The 21,311-nt window shown below is 68.9% G+C and carries 23 protein-coding genes; 5 read left to right on the top strand and 18 right to left on the bottom strand.

Annotated elements, in window-relative coordinates; genetic code table 11:
- Positions 1-271 precede the first annotated feature (271 nt).
- Together AB0O34_RS08945 and AB0O34_RS08940 are read left to right on the top strand one after the other, a co-directional pair.
- On the top strand, positions 272-1,201 hold the full coding sequence (locus tag AB0O34_RS08945; protein ID WP_363914253.1) for a PASTA domain-containing protein: 930 nt from the start codon (positions 272-274) through the stop codon (positions 1,199-1,201).
- Complete coding sequence (locus AB0O34_RS08940; protein ID WP_363914251.1) at positions 1,198-1,806, top strand: hypothetical protein; 609 nt, start codon at positions 1,198-1,200, stop codon at positions 1,804-1,806. The genes AB0O34_RS08945 and AB0O34_RS08940 overlap by 4 nt, the downstream gene beginning before the upstream one ends.
- Here the strand turns inward: AB0O34_RS08940 and AB0O34_RS08935 are convergent.
- Positions 1,803-2,840 (bottom strand): aldo/keto reductase, encoded by a 1,038-nt coding sequence (locus tag AB0O34_RS08935; RefSeq protein WP_363914249.1) that lies wholly within the window; start codon positions 2,838-2,840, stop codon positions 1,803-1,805. The genes AB0O34_RS08940 and AB0O34_RS08935 overlap by 4 nt on opposite strands.
- A gap of 70 nt (positions 2,841-2,910) precedes the next feature.
- Here AB0O34_RS08935 and AB0O34_RS08930 point away from each other — a divergent pair, with 70 nt between their 5' ends.
- Positions 2,911-3,612: a helix-turn-helix domain-containing protein gene (locus tag AB0O34_RS08930; protein WP_363914247.1), complete on the top strand. Its 702-nt coding sequence runs from the start codon at positions 2,911-2,913 to the stop codon at positions 3,610-3,612.
- Between the two features lie 5 nt (positions 3,613-3,617).
- Here the strand turns inward: AB0O34_RS08930 and AB0O34_RS08925 are convergent, their stop codons facing one another.
- A complete protein-coding gene (locus tag AB0O34_RS08925; RefSeq protein ID WP_363914245.1) occupies positions 3,618-5,279 on the bottom strand; it encodes a hypothetical protein in 1,662 nt (553 codons plus the stop codon).
- A gap of 176 nt (positions 5,280-5,455) precedes the next feature.
- Here AB0O34_RS08925 and AB0O34_RS08920 point away from each other — a divergent pair, with 176 nt between their 5' ends.
- Positions 5,456-6,157, top strand: a complete 702-nt coding sequence (locus AB0O34_RS08920) for an ATP-binding protein (RefSeq protein WP_363914243.1) — start codon at positions 5,456-5,458, stop codon at positions 6,155-6,157.
- A gap of 121 nt (positions 6,158-6,278) precedes the next feature.
- Here the strand turns inward: AB0O34_RS08920 and AB0O34_RS08915 are convergent, their stop codons facing one another.
- Positions 6,279-7,556, bottom strand: coding sequence for a hypothetical protein (locus AB0O34_RS08915; protein WP_363914241.1), 1,278 nt, complete (start codon positions 7,554-7,556; stop codon positions 6,279-6,281).
- 96 nt (positions 7,557-7,652) lie between these two features.
- Between AB0O34_RS08915 and AB0O34_RS08910 the strand changes: the two genes are divergently transcribed.
- Positions 7,653-8,111 (top strand): hypothetical protein, encoded by a 459-nt coding sequence (locus AB0O34_RS08910; RefSeq protein WP_363914239.1) that lies wholly within the window; start codon positions 7,653-7,655, stop codon positions 8,109-8,111.
- Positions 8,112-8,533: 422 nt separating this feature from the next.
- Here the strand turns inward: AB0O34_RS08910 and AB0O34_RS08905 are convergent, their stop codons facing one another.
- The 15 genes from AB0O34_RS08905 to AB0O34_RS08835 form a co-directional block, all read right to left on the bottom strand.
- Positions 8,534-9,349, bottom strand: a complete 816-nt coding sequence (locus AB0O34_RS08905; RefSeq protein WP_363914362.1) for a transposase family protein — start codon at positions 9,347-9,349, stop codon at positions 8,534-8,536.
- A gap of 205 nt (positions 9,350-9,554) precedes the next feature.
- On the bottom strand, positions 9,555-10,061 hold the full coding sequence (locus AB0O34_RS08900) for a hypothetical protein (RefSeq protein WP_363914237.1): 507 nt from the start codon (positions 10,059-10,061) through the stop codon (positions 9,555-9,557).
- 604 nt (positions 10,062-10,665) lie between these two features.
- The gene (locus AB0O34_RS08895; RefSeq protein WP_363914235.1) at positions 10,666-11,313 is read right to left on the bottom strand and encodes a sulfotransferase family protein; all 648 of its coding nucleotides are present in this window, start codon (positions 11,311-11,313) and stop codon (positions 10,666-10,668) included.
- A gap of 110 nt (positions 11,314-11,423) precedes the next feature.
- The gene (locus AB0O34_RS08890) at positions 11,424-12,065 is read right to left on the bottom strand and encodes a sulfotransferase family protein (RefSeq protein WP_363914234.1); all 642 of its coding nucleotides are present in this window, start codon (positions 12,063-12,065) and stop codon (positions 11,424-11,426) included.
- Between the two features lie 59 nt (positions 12,066-12,124).
- A complete protein-coding gene (locus AB0O34_RS08885) occupies positions 12,125-13,765 on the bottom strand; it encodes an L-lactate permease (protein ID WP_363914232.1) in 1,641 nt (546 codons plus the stop codon).
- Between the two features lie 151 nt (positions 13,766-13,916).
- Positions 13,917-14,336: a DUF4383 domain-containing protein gene (locus AB0O34_RS08880; RefSeq protein ID WP_363914230.1), complete on the bottom strand. Its 420-nt coding sequence runs from the start codon at positions 14,334-14,336 to the stop codon at positions 13,917-13,919.
- A gap of 160 nt (positions 14,337-14,496) precedes the next feature.
- Complete coding sequence (locus AB0O34_RS08875; RefSeq protein ID WP_363914227.1) at positions 14,497-15,093, bottom strand: alkaline shock response membrane anchor protein AmaP; 597 nt, start codon at positions 15,091-15,093, stop codon at positions 14,497-14,499.
- A gap of 4 nt (positions 15,094-15,097) precedes the next feature.
- Positions 15,098-15,724 (bottom strand): DUF6286 domain-containing protein, encoded by a 627-nt coding sequence (locus AB0O34_RS08870; protein ID WP_363914225.1) that lies wholly within the window; start codon positions 15,722-15,724, stop codon positions 15,098-15,100.
- Positions 15,721-16,146: an Asp23/Gls24 family envelope stress response protein gene (locus tag AB0O34_RS08865; RefSeq protein ID WP_363914223.1), complete on the bottom strand. Its 426-nt coding sequence runs from the start codon at positions 16,144-16,146 to the stop codon at positions 15,721-15,723. The genes AB0O34_RS08870 and AB0O34_RS08865 overlap by 4 nt, the downstream gene beginning before the upstream one ends.
- Positions 16,143-16,334 (bottom strand): hypothetical protein, encoded by a 192-nt coding sequence (locus tag AB0O34_RS08860; RefSeq protein WP_363914221.1) that lies wholly within the window; start codon positions 16,332-16,334, stop codon positions 16,143-16,145. The genes AB0O34_RS08865 and AB0O34_RS08860 overlap by 4 nt, the downstream gene beginning before the upstream one ends.
- Positions 16,335-16,385: 51 nt before the next feature.
- On the bottom strand, positions 16,386-16,796 hold the full coding sequence (locus tag AB0O34_RS08855) for a hypothetical protein (RefSeq protein ID WP_363914218.1): 411 nt from the start codon (positions 16,794-16,796) through the stop codon (positions 16,386-16,388).
- Entirely contained in the window at positions 16,793-17,263 is a 471-nt protein-coding gene (locus AB0O34_RS08850; protein ID WP_363914216.1) for an Asp23/Gls24 family envelope stress response protein, read from the bottom strand. The genes AB0O34_RS08855 and AB0O34_RS08850 overlap by 4 nt, the downstream gene beginning before the upstream one ends.
- Positions 17,264-17,414: 151 nt before the next feature.
- Positions 17,415-19,127 carry an ABC transporter ATP-binding protein gene (locus AB0O34_RS08845; RefSeq protein ID WP_363914214.1) on the bottom strand — a complete coding sequence of 571 codons (1,713 nt, stop codon included), beginning with the start codon at positions 19,125-19,127 and terminating at the stop codon, positions 17,415-17,417.
- 37 nt (positions 19,128-19,164) lie between these two features.
- Entirely contained in the window at positions 19,165-21,003 is a 1,839-nt protein-coding gene (locus AB0O34_RS08840) for an ABC transporter ATP-binding protein (RefSeq protein ID WP_363914212.1), read from the bottom strand.
- 76 nt (positions 21,004-21,079) lie between these two features.
- Entirely contained in the window at positions 21,080-21,205 is a 126-nt protein-coding gene (locus tag AB0O34_RS08835) for a SapB/AmfS family lanthipeptide (RefSeq protein ID WP_363914210.1), read from the bottom strand.
- Between the last annotated feature and the right edge of the window lie 106 nt (positions 21,206-21,311).

Below are 21,311 nucleotides of genomic sequence, written 5' to 3'. Positions count from 1 at the left end.
GAGGGCTGGGGAATTCCCCATAGACCGCGTTCCCTTCCTGGATGAGTATGGGGTTACTCATGCCGGGAGCGCGCGGTGTTCCTACAGTGCGACTCACCAGAGGTGCCGAACGGACTCTGAGGAGTCGACGATGTTCCGCCGCTTCTCGCACTTCGCCCTGTCTTCGACGCTGTTAATGAGCCCGGCGCCACCGGTCCCCGTGCCCGACGGGATCAACCGGTGCGTGGCGCCCGACGGCTTACAGGGTCAACCTCTCGAACAGGCGAGACTGATGCTCACGGACCTGCCCAAGAACGAGATCAGGATCCAGGTCGCTCCTGAGGACTACCCGTCGGAGTTGCCGTCCTACGTCGTCGGTTACCGGATCAGCGAGTGCACCACCGACTACCCCTACCAGAACTACACGATCACGCTTGAGCTCGGAACGAAGGTCCCGGATCTCAAGGGCCTTCCCCGTGACGACGCCGAGACCGCCCTCGCCGACTCCAGATTCGGCGCGGACCCCCAGCCGGGGGACGCGGGCGCGGACTGGACGGTCACGGACCAGAACCCACCCGCCGGCGACCTCGTACGCTACGACTCTCCCATCCGCTTCGATCTGGTCCCCCCGCGCACCCCCACTCCCGAGGTCAGCCCCCCGTCGCCCCCACCCGTCAGCCCGCGGCCATCTCTGGTGAAGGTGCCGAAGCTGGAAGGCCTCGACCCGACGAAGGCCGAACAGCGGCTCACCAAGGCGGGCCTGCTGATACGCCTGGCTCCTGGCTCGCCGCTAACAGGGAAGATCAGCCGGCAGGATCCCGCGGCCGGCGCCGAGGTCGCCAAGCTCACCACGGTGACGGTATGGCTGACGAGAGCGCCGAAACCGGACGGGGAAGGCGGCGAGACCGGCCCCACGGACGGCTCGACCACCGAAGCCGGAGCCGGTTCGGAGCTGGTTCCGGTGGCCCTTGCCTTGGCGGTGCTCGCGGCGCTGTCGCTCGGCCTCGTGTCTCTCGTCCGTGCCAAGAGACGCCGCAAGGCCCCTCAACGCCGCAAGGCACCTCGGCGGGGGGGTTCGATCCACTGTGTCGCCTACCCGGACCCCGCACCCGACGTGGAGCTCCATCTGGCCCCGTCCACCCCGTCTGTTGGCTTGCCGGACATATGGGTCGAGGCGTACCCGGATCCCGGCCGCCAGGAACTGAGAGAGGTCGTACCGTGACAGTCCTCATCGAGACCAAGCCGAGCACGGCCGACCTCCTGCTCTTCGCGAACCCGGAGAACGCGGTGACGGCCCTGTCCGAGGCGCTCGACGCGCGGCGCATGCTCGAAGCCGTCGGCGAGGGAGCCCGGAGAGCGGACTCCGTCTTCAACAGCGCACTCAACGGCAAGGTGGCCGAGGCCGGCGGCGAGTTGCTGCGAGGGCTGGACCTGGGCGCGGTCCTGCTCGGCGGATGGCAGCGATACCGCGACCTGCGGATCGCCGCCCGCAAGACGGTCGAACAACCCGGGAGCACCGAGGTGGTCCGTCTGGCCGAGCACAAGATCACCTCCAGGCACGCCCCGTACGCCGACGTGTACGTGGACGGCCATCGGGTCACCCGGGTCGACTTCGGCATCGAGCTGGCCTTCGACATCACGCTGATGCAGGCGAGTGTCCGCGACGGCCGTCTCATCAGCCTGGGTGCGGGCGACTGCGCGGCGAGCATCACGTGGAGCGTGCGCGGCTTTCCCGTGGCGCAGAACAGGGCGCCGCTCTCCCTGCCGTTCCACGTCAAGCTGGGCGAGGGAATCCTCCTGTACGACGCGCGGCGACCAGGAGGTTAGGACTCGCTGTCGAGGTGACTCATGGCAGGGGCGGCGTACCTGGTGCCTGCCGCCGCGCCTGCGGGCACCGCCCGCTCGATGGCCGCCAGCTCCTCGGCGCTCAGTTCGAGGCCCTCGGCGGTCAGGGACTCCGCCAGGCGGTCGCGGCGGCGGGCGCCGACCAGGGGCACGATGTCCTCGCCCTGGGCGGCGACCCAGGCGATGGCGAGCTGGGCCACGGTCGCGCCCCTCGCCTCGGCGATGCGGCGCAACGCCTCGACCAGGTCGAGGTTGTGCTGGACGTTCTCCGGCTGGAAGCGGGGGCTGAAGCTGCGGAAGTCATGTGAGGTCAGCTCGCGCTCCGGGCTCCAGTGCCCGCTGAGCAGACCGCGCGACAGCACGCCGTACGCGGTGACGCCGATGCCGAGCTCGCGCGCCGTCGGCAGGATGTCCCGCTCGATGCCCCGCGACAGCAGGGAGTACTCGATCTGCAGGTCGGAGATGGGGTGCACGGCGTGGGCCCGCCGCAGCGTCTCGGCGCCGACCTCGGACAGGCCGATGTGGCGGACGTGCCCGGCCTTGACCAGCTCGGCGATGGCGCCCACCGTCTCCTCGATGGGGACCGCGGGGTCCAGCCGGGCCGGACGGTAGATGTCGACGTGGTCGGTGCCGAGCCTGCGCAGGGTGTAGGCGAGGAAGTTCCTGACCGCCTGCGGGCGGCCGTCGTAGCCGCCCCAGCCGCCGTCCGGGTCGCGCAGGGCGCCGAACTTGACGCTGATGACGGCCCGCTCGCGCGCCCTGCCGGCCAGCGCGTCGCGAAGGAGCAGCTCGTTGTGGCCCATGCCGTAGAAGTCGCCGGTGTCCATCAGGGTGACGCCGGCGTCCAGCGCGGCGTGGACGGTCGCGATCGACTCGGCTTCGTCGGCCGGCCCGTACAGGTCGGACATGCCCATCAGGCCGAGCCCCAGTGCGGAGACGGTGGGGCCGGTGCTGCCGAGAGTGCGGGTGCGCATGGCGTTCGTCCAATCTTCCAGCGTGCCGATACCGGTGGGCATCGTTGCTAACGAGCTTAAGGTATCACCGCTAACGTATACGCGCTACCTCGGATCTGTTAGCGTTGATTACATGTCCATCGACGCGCTCAGTACCAGGGACCGTGTGCTCCGCGCCGCGGCCGGCCTGCTGGCCGGGGGAGGCAGGGAGGCGGTCTCCACGCGCGCGGTCAGCGCCGCGGCCGGGGTCCAGGCCCCGACGCTGTACCGGCTGTTCGGTGACAAGGAGGGGCTGCTGGGCGCCGTCGCCGCGTACGGCTTCGAGGAGTACCTCGCGAGCAAGCACCGGCTGGGCGAGACCGGCGACCCTGTCGCCGACCTGCGCAGGGGGTGGGACCTGCACGTCGACTTCGGCCTGTCCCGGCCCGCCTTCTACGCGCTGATGTACGGCGACGCCCGGCCGGGCGTGCCGTCCGCCGCGGCCAGGGACGCCGAGAGGATCCTGGAGCGGATGATCTCGCGAATCGCCGGGTCCGGACGGCTGCGCATGAGCGTGGAGCGGGCGGCGAGGATGGTCCACTCCGCCGGTGTCGGGGTCACCCTCACCCTCATCGCCACAGACCCCGACAAGCGCGACCTGGAGCTGTCGGCCCTGACCCGCGAAGCCGTCCTCCGCGCGATCACCACGGACGACTCCTCCGCCGCGCACGGCCCCGCGGCCGACGTCGCCAGCCGCGCCCTGGCGCTCCAGGCCGCCCTCCCGGACGACGACCCCCGCCTGACCGACGCCGAACGCGCCCTGCTCACCGAATGGCTCGACCGCCTGGCCCGCTGACCGGGTCACCGCGCCAGTCGACGAAGCTCCTCGTCGAGGTCCCTGACATGCCTGTTCCCTGCCCACGGCTGGAGGCGGGCACGAGCCTGCCATACGGAGTCCACCAGCCGTGCCGAACTGTGCACGCTGGTCAGCCGCGCTGCCTGACGGATCTTCTCAACCGCGCCTGAAACCTCCCGCTTCCGGGTGAGCGCGTCGGCGTACTGCAGCAAGGTCTGACCTCGCAGGAGCTTGGGCGTTGTTCGTGCTGCCAGTGTCTTTTCGGCTGAGGCGATCGCGTCGTTGAGGCGCCCCCAGCCGAGCAGGCAGTCTGAGGCACAGCTCTGCACCTGGCTCGCCGTCCACCAGTACAGATAAGGGGGATCCGCCTCTCCCGGGGTCTGCTGAGCCAGCCTGACCGAGCGGGCGAGAGCGTGCTCGCTGTCCCGGACGTCGTGGTTATGGGCCAGTACGCGCGCGAGCTCCATCGCCTGCACGGATCTCACGAGGTCACTGGGACTTTTCCGGGCCCATCCTTGGGCGGCGAAGCCGTGGTCGAGTGCATGGCCCATCTGTCCCTGGGATGCGGCCATGCGGCTCAGCAGGATGTGGAGATAGGTAATCAGGGTGGGATCGCTGGTCTGATGAGCTGCCACCAGCGCGTCCTGGTAGCTCAGGCGTGCTCCCGTGTAGTCCAGGAGATCGTGGTGGAGGTAGCCGGAGACCTGGCTGAGCTCTCCGTATGTCTTGATGAGCCGCTCACGCAGTGTCGGCAGCAGGACTTCACGACGAAGAAGGTCGGCTACCAGATCCCGCTGTGAATCGACGATGGGGAGAACCGCTCCCGGGCCGAAATCATCGTCCAAAAGGCGACAACGGGCGGTCAGCTTCTCGATCACGACGACTGCCTGGGCGTCGATACGGCTGCAGGTGCGCACCACGGCGGTCAGCCGGTCCTTCTCGGACGGGGACAGATGGCGAAGCAGGACCAGAGCGGGAGCGCCTCCCAACGCCAAGGCCAGCTCGAACAGCAGATCCCGTCGCTTCACATCGGCCTCCTCGGACCCGAGGGCGCGAAGCAGAGCGGCGCAGTCCACCGACGCGGGGACCTGAGCCGTACCGCTCACACGCACCGCTTCTGGCTCCATGCTGACACGAGGGGCCGCCGACCCAGAGGCGCGCAGAGCCCTATGGGGTTCGAGGTGACGATGGTCCGCACGGTCGATGAGATCGCGGTCAGGCGTGCTGTAGGTGCCGTAGGCATGCTCCGTGATGAGGCGCCTGGCCGAGGTCTGGTAGATCACGGAGAAGATCGCCAACGCTCGCGCGCTCGGACGCCGCTCCCCCTCCGGCCAGGCTTCGAAGACGTACAGCCTTGACTCACGAAGCGCAGCCGTACCGGCGGGATCCAGATCGTTGTACGCGGCCACGACCTCCGCGCCGGTCAGACCATGCGCGTAGCGGTGCAGCTTGAGCGGGCTGACGTCGTGATAGAGCGCGAAGACATCAACGATCCGTTCGAAGGTGAAGCCCTTGCTGCGAAGGATCTCGCTCCGCCGCCGACAGTCGAGAAGGATGCGGTAACCGTCACCTGGCATGGTGATCGCCCTTCCGACCGAGACCAGAGGCCAACACACAGTAACGCATCGTGCTTCGTTGATTACATAGACGAACACGCGGTGGGACATCGACTCGCATGCCACCCGGGAACATGCCGCCGATCGTCACACCGTTCGAGCAGCTCACCGGGGTCGTCGCATGGGACGACCACCGCGAGCGGAAGGGGAATCTACCCGGAGGACGCCAGGAGCCAGAGTTCTGGCCTGTGAACGTATCCTCCAACCCCGGTAAGGAGGTGGCCGGCGTGGCCACCGACCCAAGCACCAGCGACAGCGACCCCGTCGGCCTCCCCGAGCAGGCAGACGTATCCGCATGGCCCGAGCACGCCGCACAGCCGCACCATCCGGCCGGCGTATCTGTACAGCCCCGCCACTCGGTCGCCGCCTCGGTGTGGCACCGTGCCTTTCCCGGCAGGCTCGACCAGGCGGCTCACGCCCGCGCATTCGTCCGGTTTCTCCTCGCGGACACTCCTTGCGTCGACGAGGCCGAGTTGATCGTCTCCGAACTCGCGGGCAACGCGCTGCGCCATACCCGCAGTGGATCCCCAGATGGTTGGTTCGCCGTCGAGGTCATGCTGAACCGCACGTTCCGCGACCACAGTCACGGGCAGCCTGTCAACGCTCTGATCACGGTGTTCGACAGCGGTGGGGGCGGCGTCCCCGCGTTGGACGGGCACAAGCAACCAGACCCCGACAAGGAGAGCGGCCGAGGCCTGGCCACCGTCGCCGCACTGGCCGCTCGTATCGGCTACCAGGGCACTCCTGAAACCGGCCACCGAGTCTGGGCCTACCTCGCTTTGTCCCCATGGGCTCCTCTTATGGCGAGCGACATCTCGACCGGCCGACGGCTCGGTCAGGTTATGCAGACAGGCCATGGGCCCCACTGCAGCACATCACCCTCGGCCCCAGCAGAATCGGCGACATCGCCCGCGCCGCCCTCGTCCTAATCCATTTCGAGCACGGCAAGATCACATGAAAGTCGCCGAGAAAACGTTATTGAAGGGTCCAGCCACTATGCGAAAGATAGACCACTAACTGATCTACGTAATAGGCGAACGGGCAAGCAAACTATTTAGAGCCAATGGAGATCAAATCCACTGCTCTTTTGGTCCAAACTTGTTCTTCATCTGACCAGCCATGCAAACGGGCGACACTGATCACCAATTGTGCCATCGTCAAACGAACCAAGGCGCTGGTCGCCAGGTTCAAATCGCCATCCGGTGTCATTTCCCATAGAAGCCCCTCCGTGTCAAGCTCGTCCGGCCGCTCAGTCCAGTATTCTTTGGCGATCGCGAGAGCTGTTCTTGGCTGATGCAACTTAAGGTAGCAGCACATCCTATTGTAGGCATTTATCGCGTAGGGCTCATAGCCCATCCGTGCTGCACTGTTGAGAGGCTCTTGTGCTCCGGCCGCGTCTTCGGGTAGAAGGCAAAAGCCCAGATTGTTCCTGGCTTTTGCGTCATTAGGCCACTGGAGTACCGCAAACCTAAAAAGGGCGGCAGCGTCGCTGTACTTCCCCTCCTGCAGCAACGTGCTGGCATGGTCCTGCAATTCTCCCATAAAGGACACGGCTGGCGTTTCGGAAAGAGCACTTGAATTAACGACTGCTTGATATGCGATCTCGGCCGCGAGCTTCTGCATAGGAAGCACTCGATCCTTCATTATTTCAGCTGGGAAGCTTATCGGATCGATATCCTGCTGCCAACGATATTCCAAATGGAGACTAGGTAGAGACCACTGGTTGAGATATGACTCTGTGAACCTTTCGACCAACCATCTGTACTGGTGTCGCAGTGATCCCTCGTCACTGGCTGCTCTAGCCGGCGCCCAGAACTCCTCGCTATCTGGCAAGGTGAGCTGAAATAGGGAATCTAGGTCGGCATTCCTTACCCAGTTCAAAAGCGGGGGAAATATCTTGCCGCTCACTTGCACAACCACCTCATGCGTCTGCGAGAAGGTATGCGCGGCCTGATTGTCCGGTATGTTGAGCAAGAGGCGCCATCCCTCGATATCGACGCCATTGTCGCGTAGGTCCTTGCCTGAGTCACGCCGAGGCAGAATGTGACTTACCAAGAGTAGAGCGAGCATCGGCCCTAGGACCTCGGACATCATGCCGTAGCGGACAAGTGACTCTGCGTCGAGGCCGCGACGAGTAAGCTCGCGTGACGCGGCGTCAAAGCGGCGGAGGTACTCGGCCCGTTTTTCCTGGTTCGAATGGAACCGCTGGAGCAGAACGTCTTGTAGCTCGCCGATGAGGCTAGAGGTCTTCCAGGCAGCGCGTGGCCCCGCCTGGTCCTCGCACATCCGATCTTGCCGTGCGTCGAAAGGTGGACTCTCCTCGTCCATGCTCGACCTCCAGGTGTAGCTTTACCATCCAGTTGCAGCACCTTGGCATCTTGACGGATACGATTGTAGCTATGATCCTGGCAACAGGAGGGTGCCATGACTGATCTAATCTTCCAATCATCCGATCTCGCCAACAAGCGGACGGAAGTGCTCGAAGCGGCGCGTGAGGGACTGGCGCGCGTCCGAGACAAGGACGGGACCAGCCTGGTGATGCTCCCAGAGAGGCGCCTACGTCTGCTCCAGGAGATCGCTAGGTGGTCCCGTGCACACATGCGGCTGGATGATCTGCTTCGTAGAGATGCTATCCCGAACGTTAGCGACCTCGGCGATCTCGCATGGTTGCGGGTATTTGACGCTGATGACCTTCGCGAGTTCGTAGAGGACCTTCACAACGCTCTCGTTGCTGCTCACTCCGACGAAGACACATTAGCTCTTGATGAATGCATCAAGGCGTGGCGTATTACCGCGCGTCAGATCGAGGACCCCCTTCGTCGCTCCGTTCTCATTGGCAAGAGCACCTCGGACGACTACATCGAAGTCCACGAACCGCAATGAGTAACAGCGCATATCGCCCTCATGCGCCGGCTCAGCGACCTGGCGGGCGACCATCTGTCGCACCTCAATACCGAGTGCTGGTTCACAGGAAGTTTCTACGGCACTACCAACAGCTGGCTGAACGGGTAGGTCTTCAACAGGCGCAACAGTTCTGGGATCATGTGTCTCAAGAGCCAGGAAAACCCTCAGCGGTAGCGCAAACTTGCTATCTGAAGGGTAAGGCGGGAAAGCCGCAAGCGGAAGGATGGTCACGTACCATCCACTACGAGGTGTCCAGCTCGGCGCGCATCGATTATCAGTATTGCGACGAGTATAGGACTAGCCCTGACGGGGATGCGCATGCAGTCGTGGCAATTCTGACGATCAACTATAGCAGTCATTGAACCTTTCCCTGTAACCGCTGGTTGCGGTTCGTGCTCGCCTTACACGATCCGTCCATGCTCCAGCTGAAGCAGGACGAGGGCTGCGGCGGCTATTTGGGTGATCCGGCTCGGGTCGAGGCTGACTCGTCGCAAGGCTTTGAACGTGGTCTTAAGCAGGGTGTTTGCCCGTTCGCCGATCCCATGGATGCCTCGTATGAGCTGGTTGAAAGCGCGCTGAGCCTCGGTGAGTTCGCCGTCCTTGGGCTTCTTGAACGGCATCCGGAACACCTCCCTGGCCCCCTCGTAGCCCAGGTCGGTGAGCGTGATCAGGCGAGTCTCGGTCGCGGTGAGCGGCAGGGCCACCAGCAGGCCGTGGGTGCGGGCGCAGGTCACGTCGTGCTCCCGGCCCGGCCGGACCGCCGACCCCCAGATCGGCCAGCCGTCCGGGGTGGAGACGACTTGAACGTTGCCGCCGTGGTGTTTGTGCTTGCCCGCCCAGTAAAGGTCGGCGCCGTTGGGCCCGGGGGTGGAGATCCGGTCGGTGTAGATCAGCGTGCCGTCCAGGTTGAGATGCGTCAGCCCGGCCTTGGCGGTGCTGTCCAACGCGGTCTTCAGGTCCGGGGCTTGGGCCGCCAGGACATCGATGCCCTCGTGCAGCAGCCGGTAGGCCGCCGATCTACCGACGTGGTTGTCACAGGTCAGCTGCGTGACGCGGGTGCCATGGAGAAACCACCGGAGCGCCATCACGGCCTGCTTGAAGCAACTCAGCGCTCGCAGGTTCCTTCGCGTGCCGATCACCCGGCGGTGCTGCTGGAGCAGGCGCGACAGGTGTAGGGCGGTCTCCCGGCGGACATCGAGCACGGCGGTATAGGTGATACTGGACGGAAAGTGAAGCCTCTCGCTGTGAACTCGATCTCTTCGCAAAGACCAGTTCTAGCAGGGGCTTCACCCATGTCCGGGGCAGGAGGCGAGGACGACCCCAGGGGCTACGCAGCGTGATCGACGATCACCGGGAAAGGTTCATTGAACAAGAAGGTTGGCGTCGGTCACGGGATACCGGGGGTTGAGCGTATCTTCGGGTTCAGCGCCGCCAGTGGCCGTCCCGGCACACGTAGGTCCGGCCACGATTGCTGACCCCGACGGCCCCCTCGTTGCCGCAAAACCCGCCTGGGTTGACCCCGGAGATGAGCGACGTGGTGTCGTCTGCGGTTTCCCGAGGCGCTGGTTTCGGCGAGGGCTTCGGCTTGCGACCTTTGCTGGGGTCCAAGTCGTCCCGGTCGACCGACTTATTCACCCCGTCGCCGTCGGCGTCGCGGTCTCTACGGTCACGGATCCCGTCTCCGTCGAAATCGTCGGTCGGGGAGGGGCTGGGCGTCGGCGTGGCGGTAGAAGTCGGGGTAGCAGGCACGAACAGATCGGTGGCGACAGATGACGGAAGCGGGGACGGTAACGGCGGAGCGTCGTCACCAAATATCGCGCCACACGCGGCAAACAACGCGAACATCACCGCGAAAAGCAGCAGGCATCCGCATCCCTTCTGGGCCTTGGTCGCGGGCTTGGGCTGCTTGGGCTTCGGGGGGGTGCGCAATCCAGCCACCTTCCTAAGGGGCGTCGGTGGAGGAGGAAGTGTAACTTGGAGCGATCCACTAACAGTGGCTGAACGCCAAGAATCGTGCCTCCGTGAAATTCTCGGAATCGGCTACTGTCTCGCATGTAGGGCCGTCGCGCACGCGGAATACCAGACAGGCTGCCGCATCGGAGGCCCGCTTAACGGTGGGGGTAGTGGGGAGGACGACGGCGTGCCGCCCCGAGCTGGCCGACGCGAGTGGGGCGCCGAGCCGGCCGACGGCCGACGAGACCGGGCAGCATGGGGGACGGACATGACGAGAGCGCCCACCCCACGAAGGGGCGGACACTTGCAGCGGCCGGCGATTGAGGTCCGTGGTCGCCGATCCAGCTCGGAGAAGGGCCTGGCCTACGTCCATTCGATGACCGCGCAGCTGGACCAGGCTGTCGATGTGCAAGCGTTGATCCCTTGGCAAGGAGATCCGCCCCTAAGGCGGGGGCGGCAGCGTGGGTGAACGTCCCCGCAGAGGAACTGGGGCCATATAGCCTTCGCTGTTGCCCTCGTCCAATCCATGGGACGAATAAACGGAAGAACCGTCGCTTACGGTTGGCCCGTGTGGACGGCCCTAGCGTGGGGGTTCGAGGAGGGTGGCGGCGAAGGTCTCCTGTTCGTTGAGGTGGGGGAAGGGCTCGTCGGGGACGGGGACGCCGAGGAAGCCGCACAGCGGGTCCCAGCCCTGGCTCACCGTGTAGTCCAGCAGGCGTTCGGGGGCGACCTTCTCGCGGACCTCCGCGTTGTGGTGCTCGTAGCAGGCGACGACGTGGTCGCGGGCGTCGATGCTTCCCTGGAAGCTGCGGCCGACGACCCCCGCGCGGCCGAACTCGGTCAGCTGCTCGGCGGCCTCGAACGTCTTGTGCCTCTCCACGGCCTCGGGGAACTTCCCGGCCATGGCCGCGAAGACGGTGCTGCTCACCGAGTCGTACCACCTGGCGGTGTCCCGGGTCGTGAGGATCACCTTGGCGTCGGGATGGGCCTCGACCAGCTCCCGCCAGAAGGCCACGCCCGGCCAGTCGGTGGTCGCGACGTACCCCTCGAGCGGCCGGCGCCAGGCCTCGGGCGTGCCGTTCGCCGCCGCGGCCCAGTCATGCAGGTGCCGGGGATGGGCGAACACCTCGGTGAAGTGGTAGCACGGCCCGAACCCGAGCCGGCACAGGGCCGTCTTCAGTGTCATCGTCCCCGTACGGCCGAGGCCGGCCCCGATGATGCGAAGCATGGCATTCCCCCTGATTGTCACGACATCAGATTCCGGTGCGTCTCGGCAAGAGGGCGGCACCGGTCATGGCCGGACGTTGACGCAGGTCAAGTGGTACGGGACGCGGCCGGTCAGCGGGCAGGGAGGTCCGGGGGGAAGGCCGCGCGGTCGTTGAGGCGCGGGAAGGACTCGGCGGGCACGGGCACGCCGAGGAAGTCACAGAGCGGCTTCCAGCCCCGGCTCACCTGGTAGTCCAGCAGCCGTTCGCGCGGAACGACCTGCCTGACCTCCGCATTGTGCCGCTCGAAGCAGGCCATGACGTGCTCCCGGTCCGCTATGTCGCCCCCGAAGGAGCGGCCGGCCACGATCGCGCGGGCGAACTCGGCCAGGCGCTCGCCGTCCGGGAGCGACCGGAACCTCTCCGGGGGTTCGGGGACGCCCTCGGCGATGACCCTGAAGATGGTCGTCGCCATGGACTCGTACCAGGTGTCGGCGTCCCTGCTGGTGAGGATCACCTTCGCCTGGGGGTTCGCCTCGAACAGCTCACGCCAGAACGCCACGCACGGCCAGTCCGTGGTCGCCGCGTACCCCTCCAGCGGTGCGCGCCACGCGCCCGGCGTGCCGCCGGCCGCGGAGATCCAATGGGGGAGATGCTCGGGATGGGTGAGCAGCTCCGTGAAGTGGTAGCACGGCGTGAAGCCGAGCCTCTGCAGCGCGGCCCGCAGCGACATCGTGCCCGTCCGGCCGAAACCGGCTCCGATGATCTGTAGCATCGCGTTCCCCCGCCCTCCATATCACCAGAAAACCGGCAAAGGGGGAGCAAGCTGGTGGTTCAAAGCACCATCCACGACAGAATGGGGGACGCCTGGAGGGCCGACAGGGCGCAGAGGGCGATGAGGAAGACCAGGCTCCAGACGATGACGCGGCGGAAGATGTCGCCTTCCTTGCCGTTCAGGCCGACCGCCGCCGCCGCGATGGCGAGGTTCTGCGGCGAGATCATCTTGCCGAGCACGCCGCCCGAGCTGTTGGCGGCGGCCATCAGCACCTCGGGCAGCCCCGCCTGCCTCGCCGCGGTGACCTGCAGGGCGCCGAAGAGCGAGTTGGACGAGGTGTCGGAGCCGGTGACCGCCACACCGAGCCAGCCGAGGATGGGGGACAGCAGCGCGAACGCGCCCCCCGCCCCGGCCATCCACGTGCCCAGCGTGATCGTCTGCCCGGAGGCGTTCATCACGAACGCCAGCGCCAGCACGGTCATCACGGTGAGGATGGCCCAGCGGAGCTGGTGGAGCGTCGCCCCGTACGCCGAAAGGGCCCGTGGCGGCGACAGCCGCAGCGCGGCCATGGTGATGACGCCCGCGACGAGCATCTGGGTGCCCGGCGTGGTCAGCAGGTTGAGCGTGAACGTAGGGAGGGCCGTCTCGACGCCCTTCGCGCTGAGCAGGTGGAGCCCCGGCCACCTCACCGTGAACGTCGCCCTGTCGAGCAGGCTCTTCACGGGCGGGAGCTGGCAGATCACGAACACCACGATGATGATCGCGTAGGGCGCGTACGCCCGTGCGGTCTCCGCGCGGTTGTCGGGACGGGCCACCCGCTCGGCGAAACCGGGGGTCGGCTCGTCGGCGGCGCCGCCCGCGATGACGGCGGGCCCGGTGTACGGCCGGCTCGGCCGCCAGAGGCGCACCAGGCCGACGACGGCCGCGGCCGACAACAGGGAGGCGACCACGTCGGCCAGCGGCACCGAGACGAAGTTCGAGGTGGCGTACTGCGCGATCGCGAACACGACCCCGCAGGCCAGCGCCACTGGCCACGTCTCCCGCAGCCCGCGCGCCCCGTCGACGATGATGACGAGCGCCAGGGGGACGAAGATGGCGAGGATGGGGGTCTGCCTGCCGACCATCGCGCCGAGCGTGTCGCTGGACAGGCCGGTCACCTTGCCGAGCGTGATGATCGGGGTCGCCATGGCCCCGAAGGCGACCGGTGCGGTGTTGGCCGTGAGCGCGAGCACGGCCGCCTTCAGCGGCTTGAACCCAAGGGCGATGAGCATGACCGAGCTGACCGCCACCGGCGTGCCGAACCCCGCCAGCGCCTCCATCAGCGCCCCGAACGAGAACGCGATGATGATCGCCTGGATGCGGTGGTCGTCGCTCACCTGGGCGAACGAGCGCCGCAGCACGTCGAAGTGCCCCGTCTCCACGGTCATCTGGAAGACCCAGATCGCGTTGATGACGATCCACAGGATCGGGAAGAACCCGAACGCCGCGCCCTCCGTCCCCGCCAGCAGCGCCTGCCCGGCGGGCATGCCGTACACCGCGACGGCGATGACGACGGCGAGGGCCAGGGACACCAGCGAGGCCACCCACGCGGTCACCCGCAGCACGCCGAGCATCACGAACAGCACCAGCAGCGGCAGCGCGGCGACCAGGGAACTCCAGGTGAGCGAACCGGCGACGGGATCAAGAACCTGCTGGTACACGGCGATCACCTCGCGGGGGCGTGGGTTTACGAGCGATCACTCCGGGTTTTACTCCTGTTCGAGATCCCCGTAAAGACACCTGGAAACGAATCGGCGCCCGGCCGGGCCCGGCCGCGAGGGCGAGGGCCCGGTGAGGACGTACGCGGTGCCGCTAGATGGGGAACGAGCCCCTTCCGGGGCGGGATGTGCGGCGGGACAGCGCGAAGCCGAGTCCGATCATGACGATGCCCAGCAGGAAGTGCAGCCAGTTGTCGGGGGTGTTGAGCGGGATGAAGTTGGCGGGGCTGTTGCGGCCCACCAGCAGGCCGTAGATCCACAGCAGCAGGTAGATGACGCCGCCCCAGATGAGGAAGTTGCGGGCTCCGTTCCAGCTGCGGGCGAGCGTGACGCCCGCGATGCCGAAGAGCAGGTGCACGATGTTGTGCAGGACCGACACCTGGAACAGGCCCAGGAGGTTCGCGTCCGAGTGGTGACCGGCGAACTTCATGGCCCCGTAGTTCGTGGTGATGCCGGGAATGAAGCCGAGGATTCCTATCAGGAGGAAGATGATTCCCAAGACGAACGCGGCCATTTGCAGCGGCGTTCGAGTCATTTCACGCGCGTGCGCACCCATGACACCCCCTCCATCCAATTCGACGGTATGTCGTATTAATCCGCATTCCCTCGCTGGTCAGGCCGTACACGCCGCCTGAGCCCCCGGCCGGGGCTGGCGATTAAAAACTGATAAAAGGCTAAAAATGGGTGCGAATGGTGTGCATTCGTACGACGGTGGGAAGGTGCTCGGTTTCCAGGGACTGGCGCAGCCGGGTCACCGCCCGGTGGACGCCCTGCCGGGCGGCGGCGGGATCGGCCTCGTCGGGCAGGACGACGGCCAGCGAGAGACGCGGCTCGGTGGGAGCGCCGCCGAGCGTGGCCCGCACCCTCTGGCCGCGCGCCCCTTCCCCTCGCGTGGGCCTGGTCCCGCGCATGGTCTCCTCGACGTCGTCCTCAAGCGCGCTCGCGGCGGCCCGCGCCGACAGGTGCGTCGCGCCGCGGCCGGGATCGGGCTCCAGGCTGAGGTACCTGATGGTGTCGACACGTCCCTGGAGCAGGAACCAGCGCAGGGCCAGCAGTTCGACCACCAGCGCGAGGACGGCCAGAGCGGGCCAGAACCACGGATGGCCGGCGGCATAGGCGGCGACCTGCTGGGACACCACCTGGTCGTGGCGCGGCCCGAGAACGCGCAGCCCGAGACCGCGTGCCAGCGCGGCGGCCCCGGCCAGCAGAAGGACCAGGCCCACGATCGCCAGGCCGATGCGGTTGGCGCGGGCGGTGTGGTGGTGGCTCACCGGCTCAGTCCCCTCTCTGGCGTACGGTGACGCGGACGCGCACCGGCCTCAGCGGGCGCAGCTCTTCCAGGCGCGCCACCACGGCCTGCGTGATCTGGCCGGGAAGCTCGCTCGCGTCGCGAAGCGGGGTCACGGCCGTCACGTGCGCGCGGTTGCGGCGAAGTCGCACCCGCGCGCGCGACACGCCGTCCACCTTCGCCGCGACGGTCGCGAGGTGGCGGCTCAGCCCGGTACGGGTGATGCCGGTGACCGTCTGCGGATCCTCGGACGCGATGGGGATCGCCCTGGGGCTTCCGGGGGTCAGCGCCAGAACGAGGAGCCAGATCCCGAGCAGGCACGCGACCGCGGCCGTGGTGAGGGCCGCGGGGTCGCTCCAGTGGGCACGGCCGATGGGGCCGAGCCAGGTCAGCGGCGGCACCTGGGCCCGCCCGCGCGCCAGCGCCGCCACCGCTCCGACGAAGGTCACCAGCGCGGCGGCGGCCAGCAGCAACGCGGTCACGGCCGCCGGCACCGTCCGGCGGGGACGGAACGCGCGGGCCGCGGCCCGCCGCTGGGCCCTCTCGTCCGCGGGCAGGCTCAGCGGGGCGGTTCCGGGGTCCGCGGGGTGGTGGTGGAGCTCCGGCGAGTTCACAGCACGCGCCTTCCCTGCTCCGCCGGGTGGATGAGCCGGACGACGTCGATGTCGACCTGCCGGGCCTCCAGCCCGGTCAGCTCGTGGACGCGCGACATCACGTGCTCGCGTACGCGATGGACGGCCTGCCGGATCGGCGCCGGATACGTCACCGACAGCGTCACCCGCACGATCGCGAGCCGCCCGTCGGCATGGGCGCTGACCTTGGGAGCGCCGCCGGGCACGTCGCGCCCGAGGGGCACGCTGAGCAGCCGGGGCGCGGCCCCGCCGATCTGGTCCACCTCTGACACCGCGCGGGCGGCGACGCGCTCCAGCACCCGGTCGGAGACCTCGGTGCGCCCACGGGCCTCCACCGGTCCGGCGCCCCCCCGTGACGCCGGATCCGGGCCGGGGCCGCCCGGAGCGTGGGTCTCGGTGCTCACGGACGTCTCCGGCCGCCCAGCAGTCCGCTCATGTCGAGCTCGCCGGTCAGCGCGCGGCCGACCAGGAACCCGAGTATGCCGAGGACCAGCACGATGAGGAACGCGGTCAGGCCGCCGACGATCACGGCGAACCCTAGCGCGGTGCCGAACAGCAGGCCGACCGCCGGCCAGAAGCGGGATTCATCCATATCGCTCACCTTCCACTGCGCAGAGGCGCTCGCCGGGTCCGGCGGCGCCGCTCACGGGGATACCGGGGTGTCTCCCGGTCCCCTGGGGGAGGCCGCGTCGTCCGCGGTCGGGCCGATGTCGTTCTCTGCTGGTTCCCCGTCCGTCTCGGCGTTCTGGCCGCCCCGGGGCGCGTCCGGCGCGCCGATGTCGGTGATGCGTACGTGGATCGGCAGTCCGGGCGCGAGAGGCCCGACGGCGTCGCGTACCTCGGCGGCGATCTCGGCGAGCGGCCGGCCGTACCGGACGACCACGGCGACCTCCACCTCGGTCTCCCGGACGGCCACCCCCGCCACGGTGCGGCCGGAGAGGTAGGTGGCGACCGGGCCTCCGCCCAGGGAGGCGACGTCCGGGCAGGCCGTGACCGCCTGGGCGACGCGGTCCGCCAGCCGCTCCTCGGGCACCTCGCCGGTCGGAGGGCTCATCGGACGCGGGCCTCCTGCGGCTCGTCCGCCTCGTCGTCGGGCAGGTGGAGGTCGTCGACGTTGATGTTGACCTCGGTGACCTCCAGGCCGCACAGGTGCTCCACGGCGTTGATCACGTTGCGGCGGACGCCCGCCGCCAGATCCGGGATCGCCACCCCGTACTCGACGATGACGTCGAGGTCGATCGCCGCCTGGCGCTCGCCCACCTCGACCGCGACCCCCTGGGTGCTGCCCCCGCCTCCCCGGGTCAGGCGCTCGCGCACGACGCCCAGCGCCCGCGACATTCCCGCGCCCAGCGCGTACACCCCGGGCACTTCCCGGGCCGCCATCCCCGCGATCTTCGCGACCACGGTGTCGGCGATCGTCGTCCTGCCCCGCTCGCTGACGAGTTCCGCGTTCCGCGATCCCGTGCGTACGGCTCCGACGTCGGACGACCGGCCCGGCGTCTCGTTCATCTGTGTGCTCACCTCGTTGTCCTCCGTTCCAGCAGGACTGGCCTGCGTCGCCGAATAGGAAGGCGCAACCGGCGTTAATACGCACGTACCCCTACACAAGGTGATATAAGGCTATTTTATACCGAATGTCCGGTTTTTGCTCTCTGGGTGAGCGTGGCGTCGGTCAGGACTCGGTGACGACCGGGGACTCCCAGCGGCCCATCAGGTCCCGGTAGAGCGGCGAGGCCGCGACCATCTCCTCGTGCGTGCCCACCAGGGCCCGCGTGCCGTCCATGACCAGCACCCGCCGGGCGCGCAGGGCCGAGGTGAGGCGATGGGCGATGACGATGAGCGTGCCGTCGCGGGCGGCGAACGCCTCCTCGGCCCGCGCCTCGGCCGCCGGGTCCAGGTGGCAGGTGGCCTCGTCGAGCAGGACCAGCCTCGCGGGGGACAGGTAGGCCCGGGTGAGGGCGATGAGCTGACGTTCCCCCGACGACAGCTCGGACGGATCCACCTCGGCCGCGTAGCCGCCGAGCCTGCGCGCCAGATCGGTCATGCCGACCGCGTCGACCGCCTTGTCGATGTCCGACACCGACGGCTCGTCCGCCAGGTAGGTGAGGTTCTCGCCCAGCGTGCCCCGGAAGACGTACGCCTCCTGCGGGATGAGGACGCGGGCCCGGCACATGGCGGCGCGGTCGAGGGTCTCGATGGGGACCCCGCCGATGGCGATCCGCCCGGCGCGCGGCGCGAGGATCCCGGCGACCAGCGCGGCCACCGTGGACTTGCCGATCCCGCTCGGGCCGACGACGGCGAGATGGTCGCCGTCCCGCACGGCGAGGTCGAGGTCGGAGATCACCGGGTCGGCGCGCGGGCCGTACGCGAACGTCACCCCGCGCAGCCGCAGCAGCATGCCCCTCGGCATCCGCGCAGAACCGGACGGGGCCGCCGCCGGCCGCGCGCTCGTCTTGGTGATGCGTTCGAGCGCCACCACCAGCCGCACGCCGTTGACGCCGACGCCCTGCACGAGGCTGCCGAGCGCGGGCGTCAGGGACTGCGCCACGTACGTGAGCGTGCCGAGGATGATCCCGGTCGTCGCGCCGTCGCGGACCAGTGAGGGGGTGGCGGCCAGCACCATCAGGATGGGCAGCCACCCGCCCACGGCCAGCGAGAGCGTCCTCGCGGCGGTGAGCCTGGCCAGCGACCGGCTCGTACGGGCCTGGTGGTCCACGTCCCGCCCGACGTCGGCGCCCACGCGGTCCTCGGCCCCGCAGGCGGTGACGTCGCGCAGGCCGTCCACCATGGCGGCCACCGACGCCGAGGTGCGCTCCTCGGCCAGGATGAGCTCCCGCTGGAGCCGCGCCATGGCCGGCAGGGACGTCAGGAAGAGCGCCAGCCCCGCCACGAGCGGCAGGATCACCTGGGGCAGCACGGCGCCCATCAGCGTCAGCACGCCCAGCACCACCCCCACCACTGAGAACAGGAACGACCTGACCACGGCGATCACGGCGCCGAAGGAGTCCCTGGCGAGCTCGACCTGGCGGTTGAGCCGTGCCACGGCGGCGCTGTCCGGCCGCACCCCCGAGGCGGCCGCCCGGTGCAGCGTGCCGTCGACGACCCGCCGCAGCAGCGTGTCGCGGAACGGCTCGACGATCCCGGCGATGGCCAGGAGCACCTGCCGCGCGCCCACCGCCGCGGCCAGCCAGGCGGTGGCCAGCATCGCCAGCCACCCGAGGCCGACCATCGGACGGCCGGCGGCGAACCCGTCGTCCAGCGCGTGCGCGATGGCCTGGCCGGAGGCGAACGAAGGCGCCGCCTCGGCGAACGACCAGCCGAGCAGCCTGACCAGGTGGCGCGGACGCCGCCGCAGCGCCTCCCACAGCAGGCCGCGGACCGTCACAGCCGCTCCGCGACCTGGAACACCGCGCGGTGGCCCATCACCGCTCCGCGACCTGGAACACGGCGCGGTAGTCGGGATCCCCCCACAGGACCTCATGCGCGCCGCGTCCCCGGATCCGCCCGCCCTCCAGCCAGACGACCAGGTCGGCGCGTGCGGCCGTCGCGGCCCGGTGGGCGACGATCAGCCGCGTGCGGTCGCGCAGCTCCTCAGTCAGCGCACGGGCCACCTGGTATTCGGTGACGGTGTCCAGGCTGGAGGTCGCGTCGTCGAGGATGAGCAGCCGCCCGCCGTGCGCGAAGGCCCTCGCCAGCCCCACGCGCTGCCGCTCTCCTCCCGACATGGGCGCCTCGTCGACGAGCGTGTCGTACGAGCGGGGGAGCTTGCGGATGAACGGGTCGGCCGCCGCGGCCCCGGCGGCGGCCCTCGCCACCTCCCGCGGGCGTCCCACGGCGATCGCCTCGGCCAGCGTGGAACCGAAGAGCACGGGCCGTTCGAACGCGTAGCCGACGGCGCGGCGCAGCGCCGCGCGGCCGAGGCGGCGCAGCGGCACCCCGTCCAGCAGCACCTCGCCGCCGTCGGGGTCGGCCAGCCGCCCGGCGACGGCGGCGAGCAGGGACTTGCCGCTTCCCGACCTGCCGACCACGGCCACCACGGCGCCTCCGGGCACGGCGAGGTCGATGTCGCGCAGCACGGGCCTGCCGTCCACGCACACGGTGACATCGCGAAACTCCAGCCGCCCGCGAGTCCCGTACGGGCCGGCGTCCCCGAGCTCCCGCCGCCCGTGCGGTCCGTGCCGGCCGGCGTCCCGTGGCCTGCCCGGATCCGGCGGGTCGTCCCGCCCGGAGACGTCGTGGTCGCCGGGCAGGTCCTCCCCGCCGTACGCCATGGCGGGCTCGTGGAGGACCTGCCGGACGCGCCCTGCCGCCGAGCGGGCGCGCCCGAGCCTGTTGAGGTAGCCGAGCGCCGAGCCGATGCCGGCGCCGAGCACCGCGTACCGCGCCGCCGCGAACAGCTCACCGACGCTCAGCTCGCCCGAGGCCAGCCGGAGCCCGCCGACCCCGATCACCGCCGTCTCCAGCAGGGGGACGACGATGGCCGCCTGGACGCCGGCGCGGGCGTTGACGCGCCACAGGGCGAGGCCGTGGGCACGCAGGCGCGGCAGCGGCTTCAGCACGCGCCTGGTCTCCAGGTCCTCGGTCCCCGCGGCGGCGATGGTGCGCGCCCCGGACAGCGCGTCGATCAGCCGCGACGCGATGTCGCTCTGCGCCTCCTGGTAGCCCGTGGCGACGGCCGTCGCCTCCCGCAGGAACGCGCGCAGGACCACCCCGATCAGGGCCAGGCCGATCGAGAACGCCACGGCGAGCCAGGGGTCGATGAGCGCCAGCGCGATGAGGGAACCGCCCGCCGGCACGAGCAGGGCCACGGCCGTGATCAGCGCCTCGGGGGCGGCCCCCACCTCCTCGGTGTTGGCTCCGGCCCGGGTCACGAGGTCACCGGCCGGGAAGTGCCGGGAGATCGCGGGGCCGACGGCCAGCACGTGCCGCACGACGCGCTCGCGGAGCCAGCGGGCGGCCTGCGCGCCGCCCGCGCCGGCCGCGAGGACCGCCACGGCGTCGCACGCGACCACCGTGACGACGAGCGACGCGCAGAGCAGGAGGGCTTCTGCGATGTCGGCGCCGGGAGTGACGAGAATATCGACCGCGCGGCCAAGCGCGCCGGGGAGCAGGAGCTCGACCACGGCGCCGGCCAGCGCGGTCACGGCGTACACCACGGGCCAGCGGCCACTGCGGCGCAGCACCTCAAGGAGAAGCCGGTCCGCCGTCCGGCTCTGGTCGGTGCCGGTCACCTGGCCGCCTGGCGCCTGGGCTTCCGACATCGAAGGTTTTCCTTCCGAGGAATCCGGGAATGAACAGGCCTGGAGCGGCCGGATGAGGGCCGCTCCAGGCGATGTGTCAGTTGCCGCAGAGGATGCTGAGGCTGCTGTTCTCGTGGGGGGTGCACCCCAGGAGGCTGAGGTTGCTGCCGCCGCCGCCACCGCCGGTGGGGGCCTCCATGGTCTGCAGGTCGAGAAGCGCCATTTCGGTTACGCCCTTTCGTATGGAGTTGCCGGATGATCAGTTGCCGCAGAGGATGCTGAGGCTGCTGTTCTCGTGGGGGGTGCACCCCAAGAGGCTGAGGTTGCTG

This window comes from Sphaerisporangium sp. NPDC088356 (assembly GCF_040685555.1).
Lineage (GTDB): Bacteria > Actinomycetota > Actinomycetes > Streptosporangiales > Streptosporangiaceae > Sphaerisporangium.
Note: the sequence above shows the minus strand (reverse complement) of the source record. Positions and strands in the feature narration are given on the sequence as shown.